Raw genomic sequence first — 24,778 nt, forward strand, 5'->3', positions numbered from 1 at the left:
GCGAGTGCTGTGCGGTGAGGTCGGGCTCCTCGACGCAGCTCGTCAGCAGTGTGGTGGGGGGGGGGGGGGGGGGGGGGGGGGGGGGGGGGGGGGGGGGGGAAAAACCCCCCCCCCCCCCCCCACCCCCTCCCCGCCTACCGTGGCCTCATGACGACCACCCCCGCCGACATAGACGTACGCCGGATCACCGACGCCGAACTCCCCGCCTGGATGCGCACCGCGAAGACCGGCTTCCTCCGTGTTCCCACCGTGACGGAGGCCGACATCGCGGCCCGCCGCACCGCCCATGCCGGCTCCCGCACCTACGGCGCCTTCGACGCCGGCAGGTGCGTGGCCACCTTCCGCTCCTTCCCCCAGGAGCTGACGGCGGTCGGCGGCACCGCCGTCCCCGCCGACGCCATCTCCAACGTGGCCGTCCTCCCCACCCACCGCCGCCGCGGCATCCTCACCCGCCTGATGACCGAGGACCTGACCGCCGCGAAGGACCGCGGCGACGTCGTCGCCACCCTCATCGCCGCCGAGTACCGCATCTACGGCCGCTACGGCTTCGGCCCGGCGACCAGCGCCGCCGAGTGGACGATCGACGTGGCCCGCACCGGCCTCGACCCGAACTGGCCGGGCCCCGAGGACGGCGGCCGTGTCGACCTCGTCGACACGGAGGAGGTCCGCAAGATCGGCCCCGAACTGCACGAGCGACTGCGCCGCGGCCGGCCCGGCGCGGTCAGCCGTACCGACGTGTGGTGGGAGTCGGAGACCGGCGTGCTGCGTCTGTTCGGCGAGTGGAGCGAGCCGTTCTACGCCGCCTACCGCTCGGTGGACGGCGAGGTGCAGGGGTTGGTCTCCTACAAGGCGGACGACAACTGGGGCGACACCAAGCAGCCGTTGAACACGGTGACGGTGGACTGGCTGATCGCGACGACCCCGGCCGCGGAACGCGCCCTGTGGCGCTACCTCTGCTCGATCGACTGGGTGATGCGGGTCAAGTCGGGTCCTCGTTCCCCCGACGACCTGCTCCCGCACTACCTGCCGGACCCGCGGGCGGCGGGCATCACCACGCAGGCGGACTGGCTGTGGGTGCGGATCCTGGACGTCGTACGGGCCCTGGAGGCGCGTACGTACGCCGGGGCGGGCTCACTGGTGCTGGAGGTGACCGACCGTGCCGGGTTCACCGGGGGGCGTTTCCTGCTGGAGGCGGGCCCGGACGGGGCCTCCTGCACGCCGACCGGCCGTGGCGCCGACCTCACCATGGACGTGACGGCGCTGGCCTCGCTCTGGCTGGGCGACGAGTCGGCGGTGCGGCTGGCGGCCCTGGGGCGGCTGGGAGAGGAACGAGCGGGCGCCGCCCTGGAGGCCGACGCCCTGCTGCGGACGTCCAGGCGCCCTTGGTGCCCGGACATGTTCTGAGTGCTCCTCCCTGCCGGCTGCGAGGTCGTCCATCCGTAGCTGTTCAGTTGTGGCTGTGCTCGTACGGCTGTTCAGTTGTGGCTGTGCGGCGCTCTGAAGTTGTGGCTGTGCGTCGGTGTCGGCCGTCCGGACTCCCGGCTCCCCTCCGGAAGGGGGCCCGAGTGGCCAACCGTCTGAAAGTTTGACCATGTTGTGGAAGTTGGCAGCCAACTTCACTGTACTTATGTCCGCCGGCAAGCGGCCTATAACCATCTCTCCTTGAACTGCCGCAAGATGGCGGGAAGTTGTACTGTTTGGCCGTGGAGCCGGAACATGCCTCCGTCAATGGGCGGAAGAGGCCGGCGCGGTCGACGCGACCGCAGCGGTCCCCCCGTGACGTGGCCGACGAGCTGCGCGCCCGGATCAGGGCCGGTGTGCTGCGGCCGGGCGAGCGCATGCCCACCCAGGCCAGGCTCGCACAGGAGTTCGGTGTCGAGCGTGGCGCGGTCCGCCAGGCCCTGCGCATCCTCCAGTCGGAGCACCTGCTCACCAACGTCTCCAAGGGCGCACCGGCGACGGTCGCTCCCGATCTGGGCGCCGGCGCCCCGCTGACCGGCCCCGGAGCCTCGCCGCAGCCCACCATGGTGGCGCTGACGCCGCGTATCGCGGAGGCCTTCGCCGCCCCGCACGTCGAGATCGACGCCCTGTGCCTGACCGCCGTGTCGCTCACGCTGGCGATCGGTGAGCCGCTGCGCCGGATCCACGCCGGGGAGCTGAAACCGGCCAAGATCGATGTCCGGGTCCTGCTGCCGTCCCGTGACATCGACCTGGCCTTCCCGACGGCGGTGGACGGCGCGGCGACCGAGCGGCTGCAACGGCACTGGCTCGCCCACCGCAACGCGCAGGGCCAGGTGCTGCGGCACAACCTGCTGACGCTGCGCGCCACGCACGGCATCGACGTCCGGGTCAGCTTCCGCGCGCTGCCCTTCACCCCGCCGGTCAAGCTCTACCTCCTCAACGGGACGGAAGCGCTGTTCGCCTACTACACGGTCAAGCGGCACGAGCAGCAGATCGACCACGAGCAGCTCGAGATGTACGACGCCGAGGGCACGCGCTCGGTTCTGTTCGCCTTCGAGCAGGGCGCCGGCGCACGGGACACGACGTTCGTGGAGCAGTCGCTGCTGTGGTTCGACGCCCTGTGGGAGACGATCAGTTCGGAGCTGGTGCTCACGGGCTGAGAGCGGGGCCGGTGACCAGGAGGGCGAGGATCACGGCGCCCGCGGAGCTGAGGGTCGGCCGCCTGGCCCTGACGCCGACGGTGAGCAGGAGCAGGCCGATGGTCCCGGCGGTGCCGTACCTCCACTGGACGGCCTGTTCGAGGACGGCAAGGAGGAGGGTGAGGGCGGGCATGGTGTTCCTCCCTTCGGAGACGGGAAGCGCGGGGGAGGTGCGGGGGAGCGGCAAGTTCACCAACTGTGGCAAGTTGGCAACCAACTCTATTTGAGTTGTCCCCACTTGGCAGTAGTTGCTAAACAACTTGCCGGCAACTGCCGCCAGATGGATCGAAGTTGTAGCGTTTGGTCGTGACTCAGGAGAACGTGGCAGTGAACGGCAGCCCTAGGCTCTCGCCGCAGGAGATCGCCGATGTCCTGCGCGAACGCATCCGGACCGGCCAGCTGAAGGCCGGTGACCGGCTGCCCACACAGGCCGAACTCGCCGACGAGTTCGGCGTGGAGCGCGGAGCCGTGCGGCAGGCGCTGCGCGCCCTCCAGGACGACGGTCTCCTCACCGACGTGACCAAGGGCAGCCCGCCGCGCATCGCGGAACAGGCGCCGGTCCGGGACGAACCCCAGCCCACGATGGTGGGACTGGCCCCCCGGCTGACCGCGGCCTTCTCGGCCCGGCACGTCCGCATCGACGCGGCCTGCCTCACCGCCGAGAGCCTCATCCCGGCCCTCAGCGAGCCTCTACGGCTGATCCACGGCGGCAGCCTCCGCCCGGAGAAGATCGACGTCCGCATCCTGCTGCCGTCCCGCGACATCAACCTCGCCTTCCCGGTCCCCGTCGACGCCCGCGGCAGCGGCGACCCGGTCCACGAGCGCTGGCTGGCGATGCGCAACGCGCAGGGTCACGTCCTGCGCCACAACCTGCTCACGCTGCGCTCGCACGGCATCGACGTGAGCGTGTCCTTCCGGGCGCTGCCCTTCACCCCGCCGGTGAAGCTGTACCTGCTCAACGGACAGGAGGCGCTGATGGCGTACTACATGGTGGTGCGGCGCGAGGAGTCCACCGACGACGGGGTTCTCGACATGTACGACGTTCTGGGCACCGAGTCGCTCCTGTTCTCCTTCGAGAAGGCGACCGGCGCGCGTGACGCCATCTTCGTGGACGAATCCCAGAAGTGGTTCGACGCCCTCTGGGAAACCATCACGTCGGACCTGACACTCTCCTAGTGACTTCTGACGCGGCGCAGACCGAACAGGCGGCATTCAGGACCGAGAACGACAGGACCGTGGCGTTGGGCGCACTGCTCGCGCCCGTCCGCGTGGTCCTCTGGGACTTCGACGGGCCGATCTGCCGGCTGTTCGCCGGCCATTCGGCGGAGCGGGTGGCCCTCGGCCTGGTCGAGTGGCTGGAGGCGCAGGGCCTGCGCGGACTGCTGACCGAGGGCGAGCGGGAGTCCCCCGACCCCCATGCCGTCCTGCGCGCCGTGGACCGGCGCCACCCCGGCAGCGATCTCGTCGCGGAGCTGGAGGAGCGTCTCACCCAGGAGGAACTGAGGGCCACCGCCTCGGCGATGCCCACGGCCTGGGCCGACCCGCTGATCCGCACCCTGACGGCGGTGGGCCGGCGCCTGGCGGTCACGACGAACAACTCCCCGCGCGTCGCCACCAAGTACCTGACGAGCCGCGGCCTCGCCTCCTGTTTCGTCCCCCACGTCTACGGCCGCACCCGCGATCTGCACCTCCTCAAACCCGACCCGGACTGTCTGAACCGGGCCCTGCGCGCCGTGGGCGCCGCTCCGCCCGCCGCCCTGATGATCGGTGACACCCCGTCGGACTGCTTCGCCGCCCGGCAGGCCGGTGTGCCCTTCCTCGGCTACGCGCGCAACAAGAAGAAGGAGGAACTGCTCAGGGACGCGGGCGCGACGAACGTGGTGGACTCGCTGGAGCCGGTGCTGAAGGCGGTCCGGCGTCAGGCCTGAGCCATCGTCGTCACCAGCACGACGGCGGCCCGGACGGCCGGGCCGTTGTGCCGGGTGCGGGCGCACGCCGACCTGGACAGAGGCACCACGCCCAGCGTGCCCGGTCCCGCCCGCGCCAGGACCGCCGCCGTGAGACCGGGCAACTCCCGGATCGCCGACGACGCGAGCGTGTCCCTCCCCCGGTGTGCCCTTGCGTCCGCGCCGAGGCGCTCCGCGCGTCGTACGAGGTGGCCGAGCGGGACATCAGGCTCCAGGGCGGCGAAGTCGTGCCCGTCCCGGACGTGCCGTGTTCGGGGGTGACCCTCACCCGCCACGTCCGGGACGGGAGGACGGCGAGTCACCCGGCTCCGTCTTCGTCGACGGCCGGCAGGACCGGTCCGACCCGGTGGGGAAGGACATCGCCGGGCGGGCCGCGGGCGTGCGCGGGATCCCTCTCACCCCTCCGTACGAGACGGCGATCCGGACACGGCGACCAGGACCTGTCGGGACGATCGGCGGACGAAGCTCTTGACCACCCGTTGGGCCATTTCGCCGCGCCCCCGTTCGTTGGGCGCCCGTCGCGGCACTTAACGTTTGCCTTACCCATCCGATCGAGTGTGAGTAACCGGAGCGGCCAGTGGTCGAGCCCTTCGTTCCCCGTGACCTTCTCGGGGTTCGACCCGCCGATGACCGGTCGGACGCGCTGCTCCGGCGGTTCGTGGCGGCCGCCGAGGCCACCCCCGCGACGAGCGGACACCACCACCACAACCATGTGCTGCCGCTGACGGCGGACGTGGCGGCGCTGTTGGGGCGGGAGGCCGGAACTCCGGTGACCGTGCGGATCCCGCGCTCCGACGCCCTGCCGGTGGTGATCAGGACCTGGCGGGACGAGGCCGCGATCCTCGACGCGGTCCGCGGGGTCCTTCCCCATGTGCCCGAGTGCCTGGTCAGCCGACCGGACTTCGCCGTCCACAGTCATGTGCGAGGCGTTCCGCTCTCCGCCGTCTGCGGGAACGGCAAGCCCGTCGACGCCCTGCTGACGGAGGCACTGGCCGAGCTGCTGTGCCGGATGACCGAGGTGCGCCGGTCGGCCCTGCCGCCACTGCCGGCCGACTGGCCGGGCAACCGCACCGACAGCCAGGGCTTCCTGAAGTCCCTCGCCCACCTCGCGGACCGGCAGATCCGACGCCCCGACTGGGAGCGGTTCGGCGGCCTCTTCACGGCGCTGGGCATCCCCGAGGACGCCCTCCTCGACCTCGCCGACCGGATTCCCCCGATGGCGCGGCGGCCGTACGGTCTGCTCCACACGGACCTGCACCGGGACAACCTGATCATGCCCCACGACGGTTCCCCGCCGCTCGTCTGCGTCGACTGGGAACTGGCCAGCTACGGCGATCCCCTGCACGGACTCGCCACCCACCTGGTGCGGATGCGGTACCCCGCCCACCAGTGGCCCGAGGTGGTCGACACGTGGGCGCGGACCATGGGGCGCCACCGCCCGGCCGCGGTCAACGGTCTGTCCAGGGACCTGCGGCACTACCTCGACTTCGAGCGGGCGCAGTCCGTCTACCCGGACGTCATGCGGGCCGCCCGCGCCGTCCAGGGACCCTTCACCCAGCAGAGCCTGGACGAGGTGACCGCCGAGGTGGGCCGGGCCCTGGAGGCGGCGGCGGAACCCCTGCGGCTGAGGAGCGTGCCGGACCGCGGAGAGATCGAGGGCGCCCTCTTCCGCTGGCTGGCGTCGCGCGGCGACGTGAGCGGCCGGTCCTGGGCCGCGAAGGCCTACGACTGGCGGCCCGACCCGCGCCTGCCCGAACGCGACGACTTCCCCGCGGCCGCCGTCCGCGAGGCCCTGCTCGCCGAGGGGGCCGCCCCGGCCGACCGCGTGTTCAAGGGCACCGCGCACCTCAACTCCGTGGTGTGGGCCGGGAATCCGCGCGTCCCCGTGGTCGTACGGCGCAAGCTGCCGAACGTCACGCGGCGGGAGCCGAGCTACCTGAGCGAGCACAGCGTCCTGGAGGCCATCCAGCAGTCCGGGGCGAAGGTCGCCGCGCCACGGGTCCTCGCACTGGGCGAGAGCTACCCCAACGAGCCGTTCGCGATCCACACCTACGTCGGACCTCCCAGGCATCCGGTGTACGGCCTGCTCCCGCACGAGGCGGACGCCCTCGTCGACCAGCTGTGCGAACTGACCACGGTGGACCACCGCCTGTTCGATCCGGGAGCCGACAACCTCGACTTCCACCGGTGGCTCACGGAACAGCTGGTCGGCCTGGTGCGCAGCCTGCCGAAGGAGTCCCTGCAACTCGCCCGGACCCTCGGACTGCCCGGCGACGAGAGGCTGCGGCAGCTCCTCTCCCGGCACCGGCTGAGCCGCCGGGAGCCCGCCCTGCTGCACGGTGACCTCAACCCGTGGAACCTGGTCCGGCGCCAGGACGAGCTGGCGCTCACCATCATCGACTGGGAGATGGCCCTCGTCGGCGACCCCCTGTACGACCTGGTCCGGCACATGCACCTCACGCCGACCAGGCCGGAGATCAGGCAGCGCATGTTCGCGCGGTGGGAGAGCAGGCTTCCCGCGAAGCACACGCGGGACTGGCACGCGGACTGGCGGGTCTACCGGTGGACCGAGATCGTCCGCTCGGCCTACATCGACCTCGACCGGTTGTGCACCGGCGCCGGCCTGGACGCCCCCAACGTCCGCCGCGCCGTCGACTCCTACTCCGAGACACTCGCCGCCGCGACCGCCTCCCTGGGACTGCCCCTGCCGGCCACCGCCAACCCCTTCCTGGCGCGGGCGCTGGCGTAGGGGGCCAGTGTCGGCCGCCGGAGCCTCAGGATCTCAGACCTTCAGGAGCACCTTGCCGACGAGCTGCCGGCCCTCGACCGCGGCGTGTGCGGCCGCCGCCTCCGCCAGCGGGAAGACCCGGCCGACCACCGGTCGCAGCCGTCCGGCCGCCGCCTCCCGGAGGGCGGCCGTCCGCAGCCGTCGTACGTCGGCCTCGTCGAACTGCACGTCGGCGATGCCGAAGAGGGTGATGTCCCGCCGCTCGGCCTCTGCCGGGTCGACGGGGGCGAAGCCGCCGGTCGGGGCGCCGTGGGCGGAGAAGCGCCCGCCGTCGGCGGCCAACGCGAGGGAGCGTGCTCCCGGTTCGCCCCCGACGCCGTCGAGGACGACGTCCGCGCCGGAGCCGCCGAGGGCCGCCCGGGCCCTCTCGGGCCAGCCCTCGGCCGAGACGTCGACGACCGCGTCCGCGCCCAGGTCCCGCACCAGCGCGACCTTCCGCTCCCCGCGCGCGCAGGCGACGACCCGGGCACCGCGCGCCTTCGCCAGCTGCACCAGCAGTGTCCCCATGCCACCCGAGGCGCCCAGGATCAGCACCCGGTCGCCCGCGCGCACGCCCGTGACGTGGAGGACGCCCTGCGCGGTCACCCCGTCGTGCACCAGCGCCGCGGCCGTGCGCGCGTCGAGGCCGTCCGGGACCCGTGTGAGGGAGGTGACGGCGGCGGCCGCCCGCTCGGCGTAGCCGCCTCGCACGAACGCGGTCACCCGCCTGCCCGTCCAGCGGTCGTCCACCCCCGCGCCGACCGCGGTGACCGTGCCGCAGACGCCGCCGCCGGGGACGTAGGGCGGCTCGGCGTCGAAGTAGTCGCGCCCCCAGCCCGCGCGGATCTGGGTCTCCACGAAGATCGTGTCCACGTGGTCGACCTCGATCACGACCTCGCCGGGTCCGGGAACCGCGTCGGGGAGGTCGACCGTCTCCAGGACCTCCGGCCCGCCGAACGCCTTCGCCTGCACCGCTCGCATGACAACTCCTCGCTGTGTACCGGACGCGTGTGCGTGCACAGCCTTCGACCTCGACTGGGGTTGAGGTCAAGGGCCGTCCCGTCCGGTCGTAGGCTCGGCCCATGAGCGAGACCGGGCTGCGCGAGCGCAAGAAGCGGCGGATGTACCAGGCGGTGTCGGACATCGCCGTCCGGCTCTTCGTCGAGCGGGGCTTCGACGCGGTGTCCGTCGCGGAGGTCGCCGCCGCGGCCGAGATCTCCAAGCCGACGCTCTTCCGGTACTTCCCGGCGAAGGAGGACCTCGTCCTGCACCGGTTCGCCGACCATGAGCGGGAGGCGGCCGAGGTGGTCGCCGCGGGGCGGGCGGAGGGGATCGCGCCGCTGACCGCCCTGCGCCGGAACTTCCTCGACGGCATCACCGCGTCCGACCCGATCACCGGTGTCAACGACCACCCCGAGGTCCGCTCCTTCTGCGCCCTCCTCTACGGCACCCCTGCCCTGGTCGCCCGCCTCCACGCCTACCTGGAGCGGTCGGAGGCCGCGCTGGCGGAGGTCCTCGGCGGCGACCTCCCCGCGCGGCTCGCGGCGGGGCAGATCGTCGCCGTCCGGCGGATCCTCGCCCAGGAGAACTGGCGGCGGATCGAGGCGGGGGAGCGGGTGGCCGACGTACGGCCGCAGGCGCTGGCGGCGGCGGAGCGGGCGTTCGCGGCGCTGGAGGCGGGGCTTCCGGCCCTGACCTGAGGCGCGGGCCCCGGCGCCGAAATGAGTTCGGGTAATAAATTTAACTCAGTTGCATATTCGGGTAGTCTCGCCCGCATGACGTCACCCGACCCCGCCCCCGAGGACCTGGCCGAGCCCCTCCGCGACTCCCTCCACCAGGAACGCGCCCACCACGACGCCTGCCGTGCCGCGCTCGCCGCGATGCGCGAGGGCGCCGACCTCCAGGTCGCCACCGGCGAGGACGTCTCCGCCTCCGGTGCCGACGCCGAGGTCCTCGGACACCGGCTGCGCAGTCAGGCCAAGGCCCTGCGCGAACTGCCCGACGGGCCGCTCTTCTTCGGCCGGCTCGACTTCGCCGAGGGCGGCGGCGAGAACGCCGGCCTCTCCCACCACATCGGCCGGGTCCGCATCAGCGAGCACCCGGCGCTGCCGCCCCTCGTCGTCGACTGGCGCGCGCCCGTCTCCCGCGCCTTCTACCAGGCGAGCGCCCGCGACCCGCAGGGCGTCGCCGTCCGCCGCCGGTTCGGCTGGGCGCCGGGCAGCCGGGGCGACTCCGCATCCCTCACCGGCCTGGAGGACGAACACCTCGGCCGCGGGGAGACGCGGGACAGCGTCCTCGTCGCCCGCGACATCGAACGGCCCCGCGTCGGCCCGATGCGGGACATCGCCGCCACCATCCAGCCCGAACAGGACGACCTCGTCCGCGGCGAGCCGTCCGTGTCGGTGTGCGTGCAGGGCGCGCCCGGCACCGGCAAGACCGCCGTGGGCCTGCACCGGGCCGCCTACCTCCTCTACACCCACCCCCAGCGCGTCCGTCGCGGCGGACTGCTCATCCTCGGTCCCAACCGCACCTTCCTCTCCTACATCGCCGAGGTGCTGCCCTCCCTCGGCGAGACCGGCGTACGGCAGTCGACCCTCGCGGACGAGATCGCCCGCCACCCGGTCACCGGCACCGATCCCGAGCCGACGGCAGCCGTCAAGCACGACGCCCGCATGGCGGAGGTGCTGCGCCGGGGCCTGTACGGCAGGGTGAACGCGGCCGCCGCGGCCGATCTCACCGTGACCGAGGGCTCCCACCGCTGGCGGGTCGCCGGTGACGAGATCGCGCGGATCGTGACGGACGTGCTCGCGGAGCGGCCGCCGTACGACGTGGGGCGCGAGCGGGTGCGCGGCCGGATCGCCCGGCGCCTCCAGGAACGGGCCGAGCGCCACAGCGGGACCCGCCCGGCCTCCTGGCTCCGCCGCACGGAACGCTCGCGGCCGGTCAGTGCGTGCGTGGACGCCGTATGGCCCAGGGTGCGGACCGAGGAGGTCGTCGCCGCACTCCTCGGCGACCCGGCCGCGCTGGCGACGGCCGCGGACGGCCTTCTGGACCCCGGCGAGCGGGACGTCCTGTGCTGGGCTCGCCCGCCGCGCTCGTACCGCTCCGCGCGCTGGTCGTCGGCCGACCTCGTCCTCCTCGACGAGGTGGCCGGCCTGCTGGCCCGTCCGCGGGGATACGGCCATGTCGTCGTCGACGAGGCGCAGGACCTGTCCCCGATGGAGTGCCGGGCCATCGCCCGCCGGGTGCCGTTCGGTTCCCTGACGGTCCTCGGCGACCTGGCGCAGGGCACCACGCCGTGGGCCGCGCGCTCCTGGCCCGTCCAACTCGCCCACCTGGGCAAACCCGACGCGAGCGTGATCCCGCTGACCACCGGCTTCCGCGTCCCCGGCGCGGTCCTCGCCCTCGCCAACCGCCTCCTGGCCCGCCTCGACACCGACGTACCGCCCGCCCGCTCCCTCCGCCGCGACGGCCGGCTCCGCGTCCGGCGGGCCGACGGCGACCTCCTCGCCGCGGTCGTCTCCGCCGTACGCGACGCCCTCACCCACGAAGGCTCCGTCGGCGTCATCGGCGCGGACGCGGACACCCCCCGCATCCGCCACGCCCTCGCCACTGCGGGCCTCGACACCGATCCGCGCCTGACCGTCGTCCCGGCGACGCTCGTCAAGGGACTCGAGTACGACCATGTCGTCGCCGTCGAACCGGCCGCCATCGCGGAGGCGGAGCGACGCGGGCTGAACCGCCTGTACGTGGTCCTGACCCGAGCGGTGTCCCGCCTCGACGTGGTGCACGGGCGGGAGCTTCCCTGGCAGGGGTGAGTCCGGGTGTCCACCGCGAGCCGCGGCCATCATCCTGGGCGGCGGGGCATCTGCGTCCGGCTCGACGACGGGATCATGCCCGTCGGCCGCCGGCATGCCGGCGCCGCTCTCCGGCCCTCCCCGGCCGGAGAGAGCCGGTGGAGTCCCCCGTGGGCGGCATGTGACACCACTGCCGTTGAGCGGATCGGGTGGTTCTCCCCGTGGCGTGACGCACTTTTGCAAGCGGGTGCTTGCAATTGTTAGCGAGGGTGGGGCACTGTGGAGCCATGGCATCGCTCAACGTCGGCAATCTCGGTGAGTACCTGCGCGAGCAGCGGCGGAACGCCCAGCTCTCGCTGCGGCAGCTCGCCGATGCCGCCGGGGTGTCCAATCCGTACCTGAGCCAGATCGAGCGCGGGCTGCGCAAGCCGAGCGCGGAGGTGTTGCAGCAGGTCGCCAAGGCGCTGCGGATCTCCGCCGAGACGTTGTACGTCCGGGCCGGCATCCTCGATGCCGAGCGCGACCGGGACGACGTCGGGACGCGGGCCGTCGTCCTCGCCGATCCCACGCTGACCGAGCAGCAGAAGCAGGTGCTGCTCCAGATCTACGAGTCCTTCCGCAAGGAGAACGGATTCGCGGGCGGCGACGGAGCGGTGGACGCCCGGCAGGGCGAGGATGCCGCGCCCGGCGCCCGCACGACCGGCGGCACCGACGCCGATCCGCAGCAGACGGCCAGTTGACCGGACCAGGGGACCGGCCGCCGACTGCGGACCCGCACCGACCGACATCGACGAACGCGACGAACGCGAATACCGGAGGAACATCACCATGGCCATCTCCGACGACCTGCGCAAGACCCTCAGCGACCCCACCCCGCTCTACTTCGCCGCCGGCGCGGCCGACCTGGCCCTGAAGCAGGCGAAGAAGGTGCCGGGCCTGGTGGAGCAGCTGCGCACCGAGGCGCCCGCCCGCTTCGAGGCCGTCCGCAACACCGACCCGAAGGTCGTCCAGGAGCGGGCCGCCGCCCGCGCCAAGGAGGCCGGCGCCAAGGCGAAGGAGACGCAGGAGACCTTCCAGACGAAGGTCACCGAGTTCATCTCCTCCCTCGACGGCGACATCAAGAAGCTCAGCGACACGCTCGACGCCGATCTGAAGAAGCTCGGCGAGTCCGCCCAGGACATCGCGCTGCGCGGCGTCGGCGTCGCCGCCGAGTACGCCGTCAGGGCCCGCGAGACCTACGAGAAGGTCGCCCAGCACGGCGAGCAGGCCGTGAAGACGTGGCGCGGCGAGGCCGCCGAGGACATCGAGGAACTGGCCATCGCGGTCGAGGGCCGGATCGAGCCGAAGCCGGAGCCGGAGCCGGTCGCCGTCCAGGACCGGCCGAAGCCGGTCGTCGTCCAGGACGAGCCGAAGCCGGTCGTCGTCCAGGACGAGCCGAAGCCGGTCGTCGTCCAGGACGAGCCGAAGCCCACCATGGCCGACGCGGACGCCGCCCTGGGCAAGGCCGCCGCCAAGAAGACGCCGGCCGCCCGCAAGGCCACCGCGAAGAAGGCGACGCCCCCGGCCAAGTGAGACCGGCGGCGTAGACGCGGTACGGACACGAAGACGGCGACGGGCCGGGCACTCGGGGAGTGCCCGGCCCGTTGTACGGGTGACGCGGACGCCGTTGCGGGTACGGTGACCGCGTAAGGACGAGCGATGTGCCGAGTCGGGTGGTGGACGTAGTGCTGATGCAAGGTTTCGCCGGGTTCATGTCTCTGCTGAGCCTGGCCCTGATCGTGTTCAGCGGCTTCGCTCTGCTCGACGCGGCGATCCGCCGTGAGGACGGCTACCGGGCCGCCGACAAGCAGACCAAGCCGTTCTGGATGATCATCCTCGGGCTCGCCTTCGTGGTGAACCTGATCTTTCCCATCCTGTCGTTCCTGCCGATCGTCGGCCTGATCGCGACCATCGTGTACATGGTCGACGTCCGGCCCGCCCTGCGCTCCCTGCCGGGGGGTGGCCGCAGCAGCAGAGGCGGCGGCTCCAGCAGCGACGGACCGTACGGGCCGTACAACGGCGGCCGCTAGCCGCGCCGGACGGGCTTACGGCACCCGGTCCAGCAGGACCACCGCCACGTCGTCGGTCAGCTCGCCGCCGTTCAGGTCGCGGACCTCGTTGACCGCGGACCGCAGCAGATCCTCGCCGCGCAGGCCCGCCGCGAGCTGGCGGCGGATCATCTCCACCATGCCGTCCTGGCCGAGCCGCTCCCGCCCCTCGCCGACGCGTCCCTCTATCAGCCCGTCGGTGTAGAGCATCAGGCTCCATTCCGCGCCCAGCTCGACCTGCGTCCGCGGCCAGCGGGCGCCGGGCAGCAGCCCCAGCGCGGGCCCGTTGTTGTCGTACGGCAGCAGCCGGGCCGGCTGGTCGGGCCGGGCGATCAGCGGCGCCGGATGCCCGGCCAGGCACAGGCCGGCGCGTCGGCCGTCGGGCGCGATGTCCACCGTGCACAGCGTCGCGAAGATCTCGTCGTCGTCGCGCTCGTGCTCCAGCACCTGCTGAAGCGTGCTCAGCAGCTGGTCGCCGCACAGCCCGGCCAGCGTCAGCGCCCGCCAGGCGATCCGCAGCTCCACGCCGAGCGCCGCCTCGTCCGGGCCGTGCCCGCAGACGTCGCCGATCATCGCGTGGACCGTGCCGTCCGGGGTGCGCACGGTGTCGTAGAAGTCGCCGCCGAGCAGCGCGCGTGAGCGGCCGGGGCGGTAGCGGGCGGCGAAGCGCAGCGCGGAGCCCTCCAGCAGCGGCGTCGGCAGCAGGCCGCGCTCCAGGCGGGCGTTCTCCCGCGCGCGCAGCTTGCCCTCGGCGAGCCGCCGCTCGGCGGAGTCCGAGCGCTTGCGCTCCACGGCGTACCGGATGGCGCGGCTCAGCAACCGTCCGTCCAGCTCGTCGCGGAACAGGTAGTCCTGGGCGCCGACGCGCACGGCCTCGGCGCCGCGCTCGGCGTCACCGGACGCGGTCAGGGCGAGCACGGCGTGCCGGGGCGCCAGCTCCAGGACATGCCGGAGTACGGCCAGCTCGTCGTCGGTGTGGCCGGGTGCCGGCAGGGCGAGGTCCAGCAGGATGCAGTGGACGTCGTCGGTGAGCAGGCGCCCGGCCTCGGTGAGGTTGCGGGCGGTGCGCACCCGGATCGGCCTGCCGGCCGAGTCGAGCAGGTCGGGCACGATCGGGGCGGCCGTGGGGTCGTCCTCGATCAGCAGCAGTGTGAGGTTGGTGTGCGTGGGGCTCACGCCGTGGGGGACGCCGTCGCGGGGTGTGGCGTTGTTCTCGACCGTCGCTTCCTTGCGATCGTCGGTCCGGTCGTCCGTGCGGGGAGCCACTTCGGTGGCGGGACCCCCGGCTGCGGGCGCGGCCTGCGCCTGACCACACTCCACGGCCGGGATCGCTCTCTGCCGCGGTACGGGTACGGGCATCGTTTCGGGTTCCTTCCCTCCCCCCGAGGGCATGGCGGGGACGAGGGACCTCGACCCACCGACGGGGACCATAGCGGCAGAAGGCTCCGCAACGGAATGGTGTACACCACGTCTCTTGAACTCTGGCCAGTGTCATATGCCGCGATCCGTACCGCAGTTGGGCAGGGCGGTACGGGGACGGGGATGACGAAGGTCACGTCCGCACGGGGGTCGGCGCCAGGAGGCGTGCCGCGCGTCACGTGGCCGTGGTCACGCGGGCGGGACGGGTGCCACGACGACCCCCGGTTCCGTGTACCGGGCGACCGCCCGGTACCGCGCACAGGTCGCCCAGTCGGCAATTGCACGCGGCTCTTCCGGCGGCCGATGCGGCCCTTCCGGCGTCCCATGCGGTCCAGCCGGCGGCCGGTGCGGCCCTTCCGGAGTCCCCCCTACGCGTCGGGCCGCACCACTCCGAGGATCGGCATCGAACCCGCTCCCGCGAGGGTGACCGTACGGCCGGGTCGCGGGGCGTGGACCATCGTGCCGCCGCCGACGTACATCGCGACATGGCTGGCGTCGTCGAAGTAGATGATCAGGTCACCGGGGCGCATGTCCTTGACGGCTACCTGCTTCAGCCGCCGCCACTGCTCCTGCGAGGTGCGCGGGATGGTGAGGCCGGCGTCCGCCCAGGCCTGGGAGGTCAGGCCGGAGCAGTCGAAGGAGTCGGGACCCTCGGCGCCCCAGACGTACGGCTTGCCGACCTGCGCGGTGGCGTACCGGACGGCCCTCGTGCCCTGGACGGTGCCCTTGCCGGCGGTGGCGCCGTCGAGTATCCCGGTGTCCAGCCAGGCGGTCTGCGCCTTCTGCGCGGCCTGTTCCTGGAGCCGGGCGAGGCGTTCCTTCTCCTCCTTCTCCAGCGCGGACTCGAGCTTCTCGGCCGCCGCGATCTGCTTCTCGATCTTCTTCTGGGCGGCGGCCCTGGCCTTGCGGTTGGCTTCCAGCTTCTGCCACTGGGCGGAGGCGTCCTTGGCGTACTGCTCCAAGTCCTCCTGGGTGCGGGTCATTTCGGCGAGCAGGCCCTTGGTGGCGCGCTGACCCTGGATCACCCGGCCCGCGCCGTCGAGGAAATCGCCCGGATCGTCGCTGAGCAGCAGTTGTGCCTCGTCGGGCAGGCCGCCGCCGCGGTACTGGGAGCGGGCCGCGGCACCGGCGCGGTCCTTCAGGTCGTCCAACTTCTCGCGACCGCTGACGATCTTCTTCGCCAGTTCGACCAGCTCCGCGGACTGCTTCTTCGCCTGCTCCTCGGCCGCGTTGTAGGCGTCGGTGGCGACGGCGGCGTCGTGGTACAGCGTGTCGAGCTTCTCGCGGACCGCCTCGAGGTCCTCGTTGGTCGCGGGCGCCGGAGTCAGGTCGGGGGCGGTCGTCGGGGCCGGGGTGGGGCGCGGGCTCGCGAACGCCGTGCCCGGTACCGCCAGGACGGTGACCGCGCAGACCACGGCCACGGCCGCCGCGAGCAGGCCGCGCTTGCCCGAACCCATAACGCCCCCAAAGCTGATTTACCGTCAGTAACTTACGGTACCCGGGGGATCGTGCCACGTCGTGACGGAAAACGACAGAGGCAGTCCTTCCCCCGGCTCCAGTGTCGGCATGACGCTCTCCCGGTCATTGTGACGAACGCCTCACGGAGATCGTTCCCGAGGGTGGGGGCGGTCGGCGGTGCCGGAGGCGAACGAGGCGTTCTCGGGGGAGGGTTCCGTCCGCTTTCCGCCAACGTTTCGTCGGCGTGTCGGCGTGTCGGCGTGTCGGGCGATGCCTCGCCGGTTCGTCCCACCGTGCCCGCGCCCGGCGTGGCGGACGGATCCCGGCGCCCGGACCCACCTTTGAGATCCCCCGTCCGTCGCCCGCTGCCCCGGGCGCCGACCGCTACCCGACCGGCGCCAACGCCCCCCAGGCCACGGTCGCCTCCCCCTGCCGCCACCGCACCGGCCCGTCGGTCACCGGCCAGTCGGCGGCCAGCGCCCGCACCGTGCGGATCCACCGCTGGCGGGCGCCGTAGGAGGCGTAGGGCGCGGCCGCGGCCCAGGCGCGGTCGAAGTCGCGCAGGAAGGCGTGCACGGGTTCGCCGGGGACATTGCGGTGGATCAGCGCCTTCGGGAGCCGTTCCGCCAGGTCCGAGGGGCGTTCCAGGGATCCCAGCCGGGCCGCGAAGGTGACCGTGCGCGGCCCCTGCGGCCCGAGCGCGACCCACACGTGCCGCCGCCCGATCTCGTCGCACGTCCCCTCGACGAGCAGTCCGCCTCGGGACCCCCGCTCGGGGTCGGCCGGCGCGAGCCGGGAGCACAGCCGCTCCCAGACCGCGGCGACCTCGTCCTCGTCGTACTGGCGCAGCACGTTGGCGGCGCGGATGAGGTGCGGGGGCCGCGCCACCGGGACCTCGAAGCCGCCGTGCCGGAAGACCAGACCGTCGCGCTCGTACGGCTTCGCGGCGGCGACGCGCCCCGGTTCGATCTCGACGCCCACCACGCGCGCGTGCGGCGCGACCGACCGCAGCCGGGACAGCAGCTCGACGGCGGTCCAGGGCGCGGCGCCGTAGCCGAGGTCGACGGCCACGGGCTCGGCGGCACGGCGCAGCTCGGCACCGTGGACCGCGGCGATCCAGCGGTCCATACGGCGCAACCGGTTGGGGTTGGTGGTCCCGCGTGTGACCGTGCCCACGGGGCGGGACGGCGCGCGGGGGGACATGCCTACGAGGGTATGCGGTGGCCGGGAAGCGAGGCCCCACCGTCCCCGGCCGCCCCGGACGCCCTCCGTCATCGAACGGTTGAGCGACAGACGGTAACGGCGAGGCAAAAACCGCCCCGCGGGCGCGGCCGTACGGAATGGGGACACCTCGCTCCGGCGTTGCCTCCCCTTGGAGGGCGCCCCACACCCTCCGTCCGGCATGCCCGCAGCAAGGAGGAAACGCCACGTGAGCCAGTACGTCAGCAGGCTCGGGCGTCGCTCTTCGGCGGCACCCTCACGACTGCGACTGCACCGCCGTCCCCGGCGTGTCGCCATGCTCTCCGTGCACACCTCGCCCCTCCACCAGCCCGGCACCGGTGACGCCGGCGGCATGAACGTCTACATCGTGGAGCTGGCGCAGCGGCTCGCCGCGATCAACATCGAGGTCGAGATCTTCACCCGCGCCACCGCCGGCGGCCTCCCCTCCACCGTCGACCTGGCGCCCGGCGTCCTCGTCCGGCACATCGACGCCGGCCCTTACGAGGGCCTCGCCAAGGAGGAGCTGCCGGCGCAGCTGTGCGCCTTCACGCACGGCGTGATGCAGGCCTGGGCCGGCCACCGCCCCGGCCACTACGACCTCGTCCACTCGCACTACTGGCTCTCCGGCCACGTCGGCTGGCTCGCCGCCCAGCGCTGGGGCACGCCCCTGGTGCACGCCATGCACACCATGGCCAAGGTCAAGAACGCCAACCTCGCCGACGGCGACACCCCCGAGCCCGCCGCCCGCGTCATCGGTGAGATGCAGATCGTCGCCGCCGCCGACCGTCTCATCGCCAACACCGCGGAGGAGGCCGGCGAACTCGCCCGGCACTACGGCGCCGACCCCGGCAAGATCGCCGTCGTCCACCCCGGCGTCAACCTCGACCGCTTCCGCCCGGCCGACGGCCGCGCCGCCGCCCGCGCCCGCCTGGACCTCCCGCAGGACGCCCTGATCCCGCTCTTCGCCGGCCGAATCCAGCCCCTCAAGGCCCCCGACGTGCTGCTGCGCGCCGTCGCCGTGCTCCTCGACCAGCGCCCCGAGCTGCGGTCGCGGATGGTCGTACCGATCGTCGGCGGCCCCAGCGGCAGCGGCCTCGCCAAGCCGGAGGGTCTCCAGAAGCTGGCCGCGCGCCTCGGCATCTGCGACGTCGTACGGTTCCGGCCGCCCGTCGGTCAGGAGCAGCTCGCCGACTGGTTCCGGGCCGCGTCCGTGCTCGTCGTGCCGTCGTACAGCGAGTCGTTCGGGCTGGTCGCCATCGAGGCGCAGGCCGCCGGCACACCGGTGCTCGCGGCGTCGGTCGGCGGCCTTCCGGTGGCCGTCCGCGACGGCGAGACCGGCTTCCTGGTGCAGGGCCACGAACCGGCCCGCTACGCGCGCGTGCTCGCCGAACTCGCCGACCACCCCGAGCTGCCCGCCCGCATGGGCGCGGCCGCCGCCCGGCACGCCCAGTCCTTCGGCTGGGACACGGCGGCCGCCGCCACCGCCGACGTCTACACGGCCGCCGTACAGTCCCACCGCCGTCACGTACGCTCCCAGCATGGGTGAGACCAGCATGGGTGGTGCCGGCATGGGCGAGGCGGAGAAGACGGCCGCGGGGGTCATCGAGGACGTCCTGAAGGACGCCGAGCTGGAGTGGGAGAGCCCCGAGCCGGGCAGCTACGTCGTCCAGCTCCCCGGCACCCGCAAGCTGAGGACGACCGTCTCCCTGATCGTGGGCCGCCACTCCCTGTCGCTGAACGCCTTCGTCATCCGCCACCCGGACGAGAACGAGGCAGGCGTCCACCGCTGGCTCCTGGAACGCAACCTCAAGCTGTACGGCGTGAGTTACGCCGTCGACCCCCTCGGCGACGTCTACGTCACCGCCCGCCTCCCGCTCTGCACGGTCACCCCGGAGGAGACCGACCGGCTCCTCGGGCAGGTCCTGGAAGCCGCCGACGGCGCCTTCAACACCCTGCTGGAGCTGGGTTTCGCCTCCGCGATCCGCAAGGAGTACGCCTGGCGCGTCTCCCGCGGCGAGTCCACCCGCAACCTCGACGCGTTCCGCAACCTGACGCGAGGACCCACCGACTAGACCCCTCCTGACCCGTTGTCAGCCTGCCGCGACCCGAGCCCCGCCGGAAGAAGAGGTCGCGCATGCGCGGGCAGATCCACCACCGTGGCCGCGGGTCGCCGGAGCGCTCGCCCTGACGGCGTTCGCCGCCCCGGCCGCGGAGGCGGCGGACACCGGCGTCACGGTGTCCACGTCGTCAACGGCGGGCGGAGGCGGGGGCCGAGCCGTACCGTCCCGGTGGCACCCCCACCAGTCGGCGGAAGTGCCGGCTGAGATGGGCCTGGTCGTAGAAGCCCGCGGCCACCGCGACCTCGCCCGCCGGCAGCCCGTCGAGCAGCAGCCGACGGGCCCGGTCCACCCGGCGGGCGGTCAGATACTGGTGCGGCGCGATGCCGTAAGCCCCGCTGAACGCCCGCACCAGATGCGCCGGATGCGCCTGGAGCAGCCCGGCCGCCGCGGCCAGCGTCAGCCCCTCCGCCACGCGCGCGTCGAGCAGTTCTCGCAGCCGGCGCGCCAGGACGGGGTCGCGCGACGCGGGCCGTTCGGGCCGGCCGGTCCGCAGCAGGCCGCGCAGCCGCTCGCCGATGAACGTCAGCCGGCTGTCGGCCTCCAGCTCCTCGCCGGGCCGGGACAGCGCGCCGTGCAACTGGCCCACCCGCCGCCGCAGCACCGGATCCCGCAGATCGGGTCCGTCCACGGCCGGCCCGATCAGCTCCTCGCCGAGCACGCTCGCGTCCAGGTACAGCACCCGTTTGCGGAAGCCGTCCGGAGTGACGGCGGACCCGTTGTGCGGCACGTGCGGCGGCAGCAGGGAGACGGTGTCGTGCGGGGTGCCGTGCTCATGCCGGTCGAGGTCGTACCGCACGGCCCCGTCATCGACGATGAGCAGCGTCCACGCCTCGTGCACGTGCATCGGATAGGCGTATCCGGTGAAGTGCGCGTGGAAGACCTCCACGACACCCGGGACCCGCGGACGCCAGGCGGAGACGTCGGCGGTCGGCCGCGGGGCCGGGCGGGAAACGGCCATGCAAAGAACGTACAAGACGCCGCCGTACGCCGGACGGCAGTCTCGTGGCATGAGCACTGAACCCCTCCGCTTCGACACGAAGATCGCCCTCCTGCTGCGCGAGGACCTGGAGACCTGGCAGCGCCTGAACGTCACCGCCTTCCTGGTCAGCGGCCTGGGCACCGAGGTGCCCGAGGTGATCGGGGAGCCGTACGAGGACGCGGACGGCGTCCCCTACCTGTCGATGTTCCGCCAGCCGGTGCTGGTCTTCGAGGGCACCAAGGAGACGCTGGCGGCGGCCCACGCGCGCGTGCTCTCCCGTGCCCTCCCGCGCGCGGTCTTCACCGGCGACCTCTTCGCCACCGGCAACGACCGCGACAACCGCGCGGCGGTACGGGCCGTACCGACCGGCGACCTGGACCTGGTGGGACTGGCGGTGTACGGACCGCGCAACGCGGTGGACAAGGTCCTCAAGGGGGCGCGGATGCATCCGTGAGGGGCGCGGACGGGGAGGGAGGGGCGAGCCGCTCAGGCGGTCGTCGGCACTTCCGCCGGAGTCTCGGCCGGGCGCTCGGCGGTGGGCTCGACCCGGGACCCGAGGGTCGGCTCGGCGCCGGACTCGTCCGAGGGCTCCTCGGCGGGCAGGCGCCGCATCAGCACCGCGTACCCGACGCCCGCGACCGTCCCGACGACCGCGCACAGTCCCCACAGCCACTCCGCGCCGTACCGGTCGATGACGACGCCGGACATCAGCGGGGCGACGAGCGAGGCCACCGCCCACGACATGGTGTACATGCCCTGGTAACGGCCTCGTCCGTGGGCGGGGGAGAGACGGACCACGAGGCCGGTCTGGGTCGGCGCGTTGACGATCTCGGCGAGCGTCCACACGCAGACGGTGAGCGCGAACACGCCGACCGATCCGGCGAAGGCGGTGAGTCCGAAGCCGTACCCGGCGAGCACGGACGAGATCACCAGCAGCCGGCCAGGATCGCGGTGCTGGATGAAGCGCGTGACGGGAATCTGGAGCGCGACGATGAGCACGCCGTTGACGGCGATCGCCATGCCGTAGTCGGCGGGGGTGAAGCCGGCCGCGCCCATCGCCACCGGCAGGCCGATCGCACCCTGCTGGAAGACGAACGCGACCAGGAAGGAGAGCCCGACCACCCCCATGAACCGCCGGTCGCGCAGCACGGTCCCCAGGCCGACGGCCGCCTCCTGAGCGCCCCTGCCGTGCGCGCCCTCCTTGCCGCCCTGCTCCGGCCGGGACTCGGGCAGCTTCAGGAAGACGACGATCGCGCAGGCCAGCGTCATGCCGGCCTCGATCAGGAACCCGGCGAGATAGCTGAACTCGGCGATGAATCCGGCACCCATGGACGAGACGGCGAAGCCGAGGTTGATGGCCCAGTAGTTCAGGGAGAACGCCCGGACCCGGTCCTCGGGCCGCACGATGTCGGCCATCATGGCCTGCACCGCGGGCCGGGAGGCGTTGGAGGCCATGCCGACGAGGAACGCCACCCCGGCGATGGCGAGCGGGTGGTGCACGAAACCGAGGGCCGCCACCGACAGCGCGGTGGCGACCTGTGCGACGAGCATCGTGGGCCGCCGCCCGAGCCGATCGGCCATCACACCGCCGCCGAGGGACGAGACGACCCCGCCGAGCCCGTGCAGCGCGGCGACCAGACCGGCGTAGGAGGCGGAGTAGCCCCGGTCGAGAGTGAGATAGAGCGCCATGAAGGTGGCGACGAAGGCGCCCAGCCGGTTCACGAGGGTGCTGGTCCACAGCCACCAGAACTCGCGGGGCAACCCGCCGACCGTCTCCCGGGCGGCACGCCGGAAGGATCGGACGGAGACGACGGACGGCATGGCTGATCCCCCGATGTAAGTGGCGCAGGCGGTGGCTACAACTTACGAGGGGCCCGGCTCCGACGACCACTCGATTAACAGATCCCGTCAACTGTCCGCCTGCTGTCCGCTCCTCGGGCGGGGGCACCGGCCCCCAAAACCTTGGATTACGCTCATAGCCATGGCCGACGCACCGTACAAGCTGATCCTCCTCCGCCACGGCGAGAGCGAGTGGAACGCGAAGAACCTGTTCACCGGCTGGGTGGACGTCAACCTCAACGAGAAGGGCGAGAAGGAGGCGGTCCGCGGCGGTGAGCTGCTCAAGGACGCCGGCCTGCTGCCCGACGTGGTCCACACGTCCCTCCAGAAGCGCGCGATCCGCACCGCGCAGCTGGCCCTCGAGGCCGCCGACCGCCACTGGATCCCGGTCCACCGCTCCTGGCGCCTGAACGAGCGTCACTACGGCGCCCTCCAGGGCAAGGACAAGGCGCAGACGCTCGCCGAGTTCGGCGAGGAGCAGTTCATGCTCTGGCGCCGCTCGTACGACACCCCGCCGCCGCCGCTCGCCCGCGACGCCGAGTACTCCCAGTTCGACGACGTGCGCTACGCGACCCTGCCGCCGGAGCTGCGCCCCCGGACGGAGTGCCTCAAGGACGTCGTCGTCCGCATGCTCCCGTACTGGTTCGACGCCATCGTCCCCGACCTGCTCACCGGCCGCACCGTCCTGGTCGCCGCCCACGGCAATTCGCTCCGTGCCCTGGTCAAGCACCTCGACGGCATCTCCGACGCCGACATCGCGGGCCTGAACATCCCCACGGGCATCCCCCTGTCCTACGAACTGGACACCGACTTCAAGCCGCTCACCCCCGGCGGCACCTACCTCGACCCGGCCGCCGCAGCGGCGGCGATCGAGGCGGTCAAGAACCAGGGCAAGAAGAAGTAACCCGACACCGGTAAGCCCCCGACCTGCGAGTTTCTCGCGGGGCGGGGGCTTTCTGGTGAGGAGATGGACAACGGAGCCCCGTTGGTAGGGTGCGCCGATGTCATCGATCAAACAGTTCCAAGTCACCTTCGACTGCGCGGAACCCGAGCGTCTCGCCCGCTTCTGGTGCGAGGTGCTGGGGTACGTCGTACCGCCGCCACCGGAGGGGTTCGCCACATGGGACGACTACAAGCGCTCGCTGCCACTGGAGCAGCGGGACGCGTGGTTCGCGTGCGTCGATCCCTCAGGTGTGGGCCCTCGACTGTTCTTCCAGCGCGTTCCCGAAGGGAAGGCCGCCAAGAACCGGGTGCATCTCGACGTGCGCGTCGCCACCGGCCTCGTGGGAGCGGAGCGCCTCGCCGCGCTCGAGGCCGAGTGCGCGCGACTGGTCCCCCTCGGCGCCGTGCACGTGCGAACGCTGTACGACGGCAATGACGCGTGCATCCCGATGCTGGACATCGAGGGCAACGAGTTCTGTCTCGACTGAGCATCCTCGCTGCTGTCGGGTCGCCGTGCTCACACCGACAGCGGCACCGCGTGGATCTCGTCCGCCTTGTGGCCCGCGCGTTCGTGGATACGCTGGACCGCGTCCGCGGAGGGCGCCTCGGAGAGGCAGTAGACGGTGCCGGACTCCGGGTGCCTCAGGCGCTTTCGAAGTGCACGCCCTCCTCCGCCTCGATCGCGAGGTCGGCCTGGTGGAGTTGGTCGGCGGTGGCGCCCTCCATGCCGTGATGGACGTCCATGAACCGGGTCATGGCGGCATCCCCTTTCTCCCGCAGGCAACCCAACTGGGGGAGTGCTGCCGGCCGTTGTCCCCTTCCATGCTGCGCCTGTGCGCACGGGTTCGCGGCAGGGGGACACGCCGACGCCATGGGAAGAGGGGCCCGGCGCACATCGCGTCCGGCCCCTCTCGTCGCAGCGTCTCAGCCGCACTGGCAGGGGCTGCCCGACTGGCAGCCGCAGCCGCAGCCCGAGCCGCAGCCGCACGCCGCGATCAGGGGCAGCTTCCTGATCTCGGCGGGCTGCTCGGTCGGGCGTTCCCGGGTGGGGTCGGGCTTGCTGGGGGCTTCGGCCATGGGTTCCTCCTGGAGGCCTGGAGGCAGGAGCGCCTGTGCCCATCTCATGCCCGTTCGGGTAGGCGCATCAACGGCGCACAGGGGCTCCCAGAAGCCTTCGGCCCGTCCCGGAGCGGGCGGCCCACGCCCCCTCCGGGACGGTGAGGAGCCGGACCAGGCCTTGCGCCGTCCCGTCGCCGGGACGGACCGTGCCACGTCCGGCTCCCTCACCGGCGAGGCAAGGCGACACGGAGGATGCCGCGCCCCTTCCGCCCCTTCACCGAGGCAGACCGCCCCGCCTTACGCCCCCTTCACCGGCGCGCGGGTCGTCCTGCCTTCCGCTCCGGCACCGGCGCAGGCCGCCCCCCCCGCCTACCCCCCTTCACTGGCGCGGGGCCGCCCTGCTTCCCGTCCCGTCACCGAGGCACACCAGGCGGCCTTCCGGTCCCCCGGCCCCGCCCCCGGC

Annotated in this window: 24 protein-coding genes and 1 pseudogene; 15 read left to right on the forward strand and 10 right to left on the reverse strand. The window is 72.7% G+C overall.

From position 1 onward, the window contains the following. Window positions 1–147 precede the first annotated feature (147 nt). Both ACZ5Y0_RS11735 and ACZ5Y0_RS11740 read left to right on the forward strand, forming a co-directional pair. Window positions 148–1,404 carry a GNAT family N-acetyltransferase gene (locus tag ACZ5Y0_RS11735; RefSeq protein ID WP_469128485.1) on the forward strand — a complete coding sequence of 419 codons (1,257 nt, stop codon included), beginning with the start codon at window positions 148–150 and terminating at the stop codon, window positions 1,402–1,404. A gap of 293 nt (window positions 1,405–1,697) precedes the next feature. Beyond that, a complete protein-coding gene (locus tag ACZ5Y0_RS11740; protein ID WP_469128860.1) occupies window positions 1,698–2,621 on the forward strand; it encodes a GntR family transcriptional regulator in 924 nt (307 codons plus the stop codon). Here the strand turns inward: ACZ5Y0_RS11740 and ACZ5Y0_RS11745 are convergent. Next, on the reverse strand, window positions 2,611–2,793 hold the full coding sequence (locus tag ACZ5Y0_RS11745; protein ID WP_469128486.1) for a hypothetical protein: 183 nt from the start codon (window positions 2,791–2,793) through the stop codon (window positions 2,611–2,613). The two genes, ACZ5Y0_RS11740 and ACZ5Y0_RS11745, sit on opposite strands and share 11 nt — an antisense overlap. Before the next feature lie 167 nt (window positions 2,794–2,960). Here ACZ5Y0_RS11745 and ACZ5Y0_RS11750 point away from each other — a divergent pair, with 167 nt between their 5' ends. Beyond that, entirely contained in the window at window positions 2,961–3,836 is an 876-nt protein-coding gene (locus tag ACZ5Y0_RS11750; RefSeq protein ID WP_469128487.1) for a winged helix-turn-helix domain-containing protein, read from the forward strand. Continuing rightward, window positions 3,836–4,588 carry an HAD family hydrolase gene (locus tag ACZ5Y0_RS11755; protein WP_469128488.1) on the forward strand — a complete coding sequence of 251 codons (753 nt, stop codon included), beginning with the start codon at window positions 3,836–3,838 and terminating at the stop codon, window positions 4,586–4,588. Before ACZ5Y0_RS11750 ends, ACZ5Y0_RS11755 begins: the two co-directional genes overlap by 1 nt. On the opposite strand, the gene ACZ5Y0_RS11760 is transcribed toward ACZ5Y0_RS11755, so the two are convergent. Next, window positions 4,579–4,929 (reverse strand): hypothetical protein, encoded by a 351-nt coding sequence (locus tag ACZ5Y0_RS11760; protein ID WP_469128489.1) that lies wholly within the window; start codon window positions 4,927–4,929, stop codon window positions 4,579–4,581. The two genes, ACZ5Y0_RS11755 and ACZ5Y0_RS11760, sit on opposite strands and share 10 nt — an antisense overlap. A gap of 275 nt (window positions 4,930–5,204) precedes the next feature. Here ACZ5Y0_RS11760 and ACZ5Y0_RS11765 point away from each other — a divergent pair, with 275 nt between their 5' ends. Further along, window positions 5,205–7,376, forward strand: coding sequence for a phosphotransferase (locus ACZ5Y0_RS11765; protein ID WP_469128490.1), 2,172 nt, complete (start codon window positions 5,205–5,207; stop codon window positions 7,374–7,376). A gap of 33 nt (window positions 7,377–7,409) precedes the next feature. Here the strand turns inward: ACZ5Y0_RS11765 and ACZ5Y0_RS11770 are convergent, their stop codons facing one another. Continuing rightward, the gene (locus ACZ5Y0_RS11770) at window positions 7,410–8,375 is read right to left on the reverse strand and encodes a zinc-binding dehydrogenase (protein WP_469128491.1); all 966 of its coding nucleotides are present in this window, start codon (window positions 8,373–8,375) and stop codon (window positions 7,410–7,412) included. Between the two features lie 101 nt (window positions 8,376–8,476). On the opposite strand from ACZ5Y0_RS11770, the gene ACZ5Y0_RS11775 reads away from it, so the two are divergent. From ACZ5Y0_RS11775 to ACZ5Y0_RS11795, 5 genes are all read left to right on the forward strand, one after another. Continuing rightward, window positions 8,477–9,094: a TetR family transcriptional regulator gene (locus ACZ5Y0_RS11775; protein WP_469128492.1), complete on the forward strand. Its 618-nt coding sequence runs from the start codon at window positions 8,477–8,479 to the stop codon at window positions 9,092–9,094. A 75-nt stretch (window positions 9,095–9,169) separates the two neighbouring features. Beyond that, window positions 9,170–11,212 (forward strand): HelD family protein, encoded by a 2,043-nt coding sequence (locus tag ACZ5Y0_RS11780; protein WP_469128493.1) that lies wholly within the window; start codon window positions 9,170–9,172, stop codon window positions 11,210–11,212. A 266-nt stretch (window positions 11,213–11,478) separates the two neighbouring features. Then, window positions 11,479–11,931: a helix-turn-helix domain-containing protein gene (locus tag ACZ5Y0_RS11785; protein ID WP_469128494.1), complete on the forward strand. Its 453-nt coding sequence runs from the start codon at window positions 11,479–11,481 to the stop codon at window positions 11,929–11,931. Window positions 11,932–12,019: 88 nt separating this feature from the next. Then, window positions 12,020–12,763, forward strand: a complete 744-nt coding sequence (locus tag ACZ5Y0_RS11790) for a hypothetical protein (RefSeq protein WP_469128495.1) — start codon at window positions 12,020–12,022, stop codon at window positions 12,761–12,763. Window positions 12,764–12,921: 158 nt separating this feature from the next. After that, window positions 12,922–13,260, forward strand: coding sequence for a DUF2516 family protein (locus tag ACZ5Y0_RS11795; RefSeq protein WP_469128861.1), 339 nt, complete (start codon window positions 12,922–12,924; stop codon window positions 13,258–13,260). 15 nt (window positions 13,261–13,275) lie between these two features. Here the strand turns inward: ACZ5Y0_RS11795 and ACZ5Y0_RS11800 are convergent, their stop codons facing one another. From ACZ5Y0_RS11800 to ACZ5Y0_RS11810, 3 genes are all read right to left on the reverse strand, one after another. Further along, window positions 13,276–14,637: a PP2C family protein-serine/threonine phosphatase gene (locus ACZ5Y0_RS11800; protein WP_469128496.1), complete on the reverse strand. Its 1,362-nt coding sequence runs from the start codon at window positions 14,635–14,637 to the stop codon at window positions 13,276–13,278. A 428-nt stretch (window positions 14,638–15,065) separates the two neighbouring features. Continuing rightward, the gene (locus tag ACZ5Y0_RS11805) at window positions 15,066–16,154 is read right to left on the reverse strand and encodes a C40 family peptidase (RefSeq protein ID WP_469128497.1); all 1,089 of its coding nucleotides are present in this window, start codon (window positions 16,152–16,154) and stop codon (window positions 15,066–15,068) included. Between the two features lie 385 nt (window positions 16,155–16,539). Further along, entirely contained in the window at window positions 16,540–17,358 is an 819-nt protein-coding gene (locus ACZ5Y0_RS11810) for a class I SAM-dependent methyltransferase (protein WP_469128498.1), read from the reverse strand. A 226-nt stretch (window positions 17,359–17,584) separates the two neighbouring features. On the opposite strand from ACZ5Y0_RS11810, the gene mshA reads away from it, so the two are divergent. Beyond that, window positions 17,585–18,922, forward strand: coding sequence for a D-inositol-3-phosphate glycosyltransferase (gene mshA, locus ACZ5Y0_RS11815; RefSeq protein WP_469128499.1), 1,338 nt, complete (start codon window positions 17,585–17,587; stop codon window positions 18,920–18,922). A gap of 22 nt (window positions 18,923–18,944) precedes the next feature. After that, window positions 18,945–19,448, forward strand: coding sequence for a type III secretion system chaperone family protein (locus tag ACZ5Y0_RS11820; RefSeq protein WP_469128862.1), 504 nt, complete (start codon window positions 18,945–18,947; stop codon window positions 19,446–19,448). Between the two features lie 175 nt (window positions 19,449–19,623). On the opposite strand, the gene ACZ5Y0_RS11825 is transcribed toward ACZ5Y0_RS11820, so the two are convergent. Further along, a complete protein-coding gene (locus ACZ5Y0_RS11825) occupies window positions 19,624–20,454 on the reverse strand; it encodes an AraC family transcriptional regulator (RefSeq protein WP_469128500.1) in 831 nt (276 codons plus the stop codon). Between the two features lie 49 nt (window positions 20,455–20,503). On the opposite strand from ACZ5Y0_RS11825, the gene ACZ5Y0_RS11830 reads away from it, so the two are divergent. Continuing rightward, on the forward strand, window positions 20,504–20,929 hold the full coding sequence (locus tag ACZ5Y0_RS11830; RefSeq protein WP_469128501.1) for a DUF2000 family protein: 426 nt from the start codon (window positions 20,504–20,506) through the stop codon (window positions 20,927–20,929). 32 nt (window positions 20,930–20,961) lie between these two features. On the opposite strand, the gene ACZ5Y0_RS11835 is transcribed toward ACZ5Y0_RS11830, so the two are convergent. Further along, window positions 20,962–22,296 carry an MDR family MFS transporter gene (locus ACZ5Y0_RS11835; RefSeq protein WP_469128502.1) on the reverse strand — a complete coding sequence of 445 codons (1,335 nt, stop codon included), beginning with the start codon at window positions 22,294–22,296 and terminating at the stop codon, window positions 20,962–20,964. Between the two features lie 160 nt (window positions 22,297–22,456). Between ACZ5Y0_RS11835 and ACZ5Y0_RS11840 the strand changes: the two genes are divergently transcribed. Beyond that, window positions 22,457–23,218 carry a phosphoglyceromutase gene (locus ACZ5Y0_RS11840; RefSeq protein WP_469128503.1) on the forward strand — a complete coding sequence of 254 codons (762 nt, stop codon included), beginning with the start codon at window positions 22,457–22,459 and terminating at the stop codon, window positions 23,216–23,218. A 97-nt stretch (window positions 23,219–23,315) separates the two neighbouring features. Beyond that, window positions 23,316–23,744, forward strand: a complete 429-nt coding sequence (locus tag ACZ5Y0_RS11845; RefSeq protein ID WP_469128504.1) for a VOC family protein — start codon at window positions 23,316–23,318, stop codon at window positions 23,742–23,744. Between the two features lie 29 nt (window positions 23,745–23,773). Here the strand turns inward: ACZ5Y0_RS11845 and ACZ5Y0_RS11850 are convergent. Next, a pseudogene (locus tag ACZ5Y0_RS11850) lies at window positions 23,774–24,012 on the reverse strand (SCO4226 family nickel-binding protein). Between the two features lie 168 nt (window positions 24,013–24,180). Next, window positions 24,181–24,333, reverse strand: a complete 153-nt coding sequence (locus tag ACZ5Y0_RS11855) for a hypothetical protein (protein ID WP_469128505.1) — start codon at window positions 24,331–24,333, stop codon at window positions 24,181–24,183. Window positions 24,334–24,778 lie beyond the last annotated feature (445 nt).

The sequence above is a fragment of the Streptomyces sp. NPDC033216 genome, from assembly GCF_055577115.1.

Excerpts from the sequence above, each read along its gene's own strand:
- ACZ5Y0_RS11735 (WP_469128485.1), top strand. The coding sequence starts at position 148 with ATGACGACCACCCCCGCCGACATAGACGTACGCCGGATCACCGACGCC.
- ACZ5Y0_RS11745 (WP_469128486.1), bottom strand. The coding sequence starts at position 2,793 with ATGCCCGCCCTCACCCTCCTCCTTGCCGTCCTCGAACAGGCCGTCCAG.
- ACZ5Y0_RS11770 (WP_469128491.1), bottom strand. The coding sequence starts at position 8,375 with ATGCGAGCGGTGCAGGCGAAGGCGTTCGGCGGGCCGGAGGTCCTGGAG.
- ACZ5Y0_RS11775 (WP_469128492.1), top strand. The coding sequence starts at position 8,477 with ATGAGCGAGACCGGGCTGCGCGAGCGCAAGAAGCGGCGGATGTACCAG.
- ACZ5Y0_RS11780 (WP_469128493.1), top strand. The coding sequence starts at position 9,170 with ATGACGTCACCCGACCCCGCCCCCGAGGACCTGGCCGAGCCCCTCCGC.
- ACZ5Y0_RS11785 (WP_469128494.1), top strand. The coding sequence starts at position 11,479 with ATGGCATCGCTCAACGTCGGCAATCTCGGTGAGTACCTGCGCGAGCAG.
- ACZ5Y0_RS11790 (WP_469128495.1), top strand. The coding sequence starts at position 12,020 with ATGGCCATCTCCGACGACCTGCGCAAGACCCTCAGCGACCCCACCCCG.
- ACZ5Y0_RS11795 (WP_469128861.1), top strand. The coding sequence starts at position 12,922 with ATGCAAGGTTTCGCCGGGTTCATGTCTCTGCTGAGCCTGGCCCTGATC.
- ACZ5Y0_RS11800 (WP_469128496.1), bottom strand. The coding sequence starts at position 14,637 with ATGCCCGTACCCGTACCGCGGCAGAGAGCGATCCCGGCCGTGGAGTGT.
- ACZ5Y0_RS11805 (WP_469128497.1), bottom strand. The coding sequence starts at position 16,154 with ATGGGTTCGGGCAAGCGCGGCCTGCTCGCGGCGGCCGTGGCCGTGGTC.
- ACZ5Y0_RS11810 (WP_469128498.1), bottom strand. The coding sequence starts at position 17,358 with ATGTCCCCCCGCGCGCCGTCCCGCCCCGTGGGCACGGTCACACGCGGG.
- ACZ5Y0_RS11820 (WP_469128862.1), top strand. The coding sequence starts at position 18,945 with ATGGGCGAGGCGGAGAAGACGGCCGCGGGGGTCATCGAGGACGTCCTG.
- ACZ5Y0_RS11825 (WP_469128500.1), bottom strand. The coding sequence starts at position 20,454 with ATGGCCGTTTCCCGCCCGGCCCCGCGGCCGACCGCCGACGTCTCCGCC.
- ACZ5Y0_RS11830 (WP_469128501.1), top strand. The coding sequence starts at position 20,504 with ATGAGCACTGAACCCCTCCGCTTCGACACGAAGATCGCCCTCCTGCTG.
- ACZ5Y0_RS11835 (WP_469128502.1), bottom strand. The coding sequence starts at position 22,296 with ATGCCGTCCGTCGTCTCCGTCCGATCCTTCCGGCGTGCCGCCCGGGAG.
- ACZ5Y0_RS11840 (WP_469128503.1), top strand. The coding sequence starts at position 22,457 with ATGGCCGACGCACCGTACAAGCTGATCCTCCTCCGCCACGGCGAGAGC.
- ACZ5Y0_RS11845 (WP_469128504.1), top strand. The coding sequence starts at position 23,316 with ATGTCATCGATCAAACAGTTCCAAGTCACCTTCGACTGCGCGGAACCC.
- ACZ5Y0_RS11855 (WP_469128505.1), bottom strand. The coding sequence starts at position 24,333 with ATGGCCGAAGCCCCCAGCAAGCCCGACCCCACCCGGGAACGCCCGACC.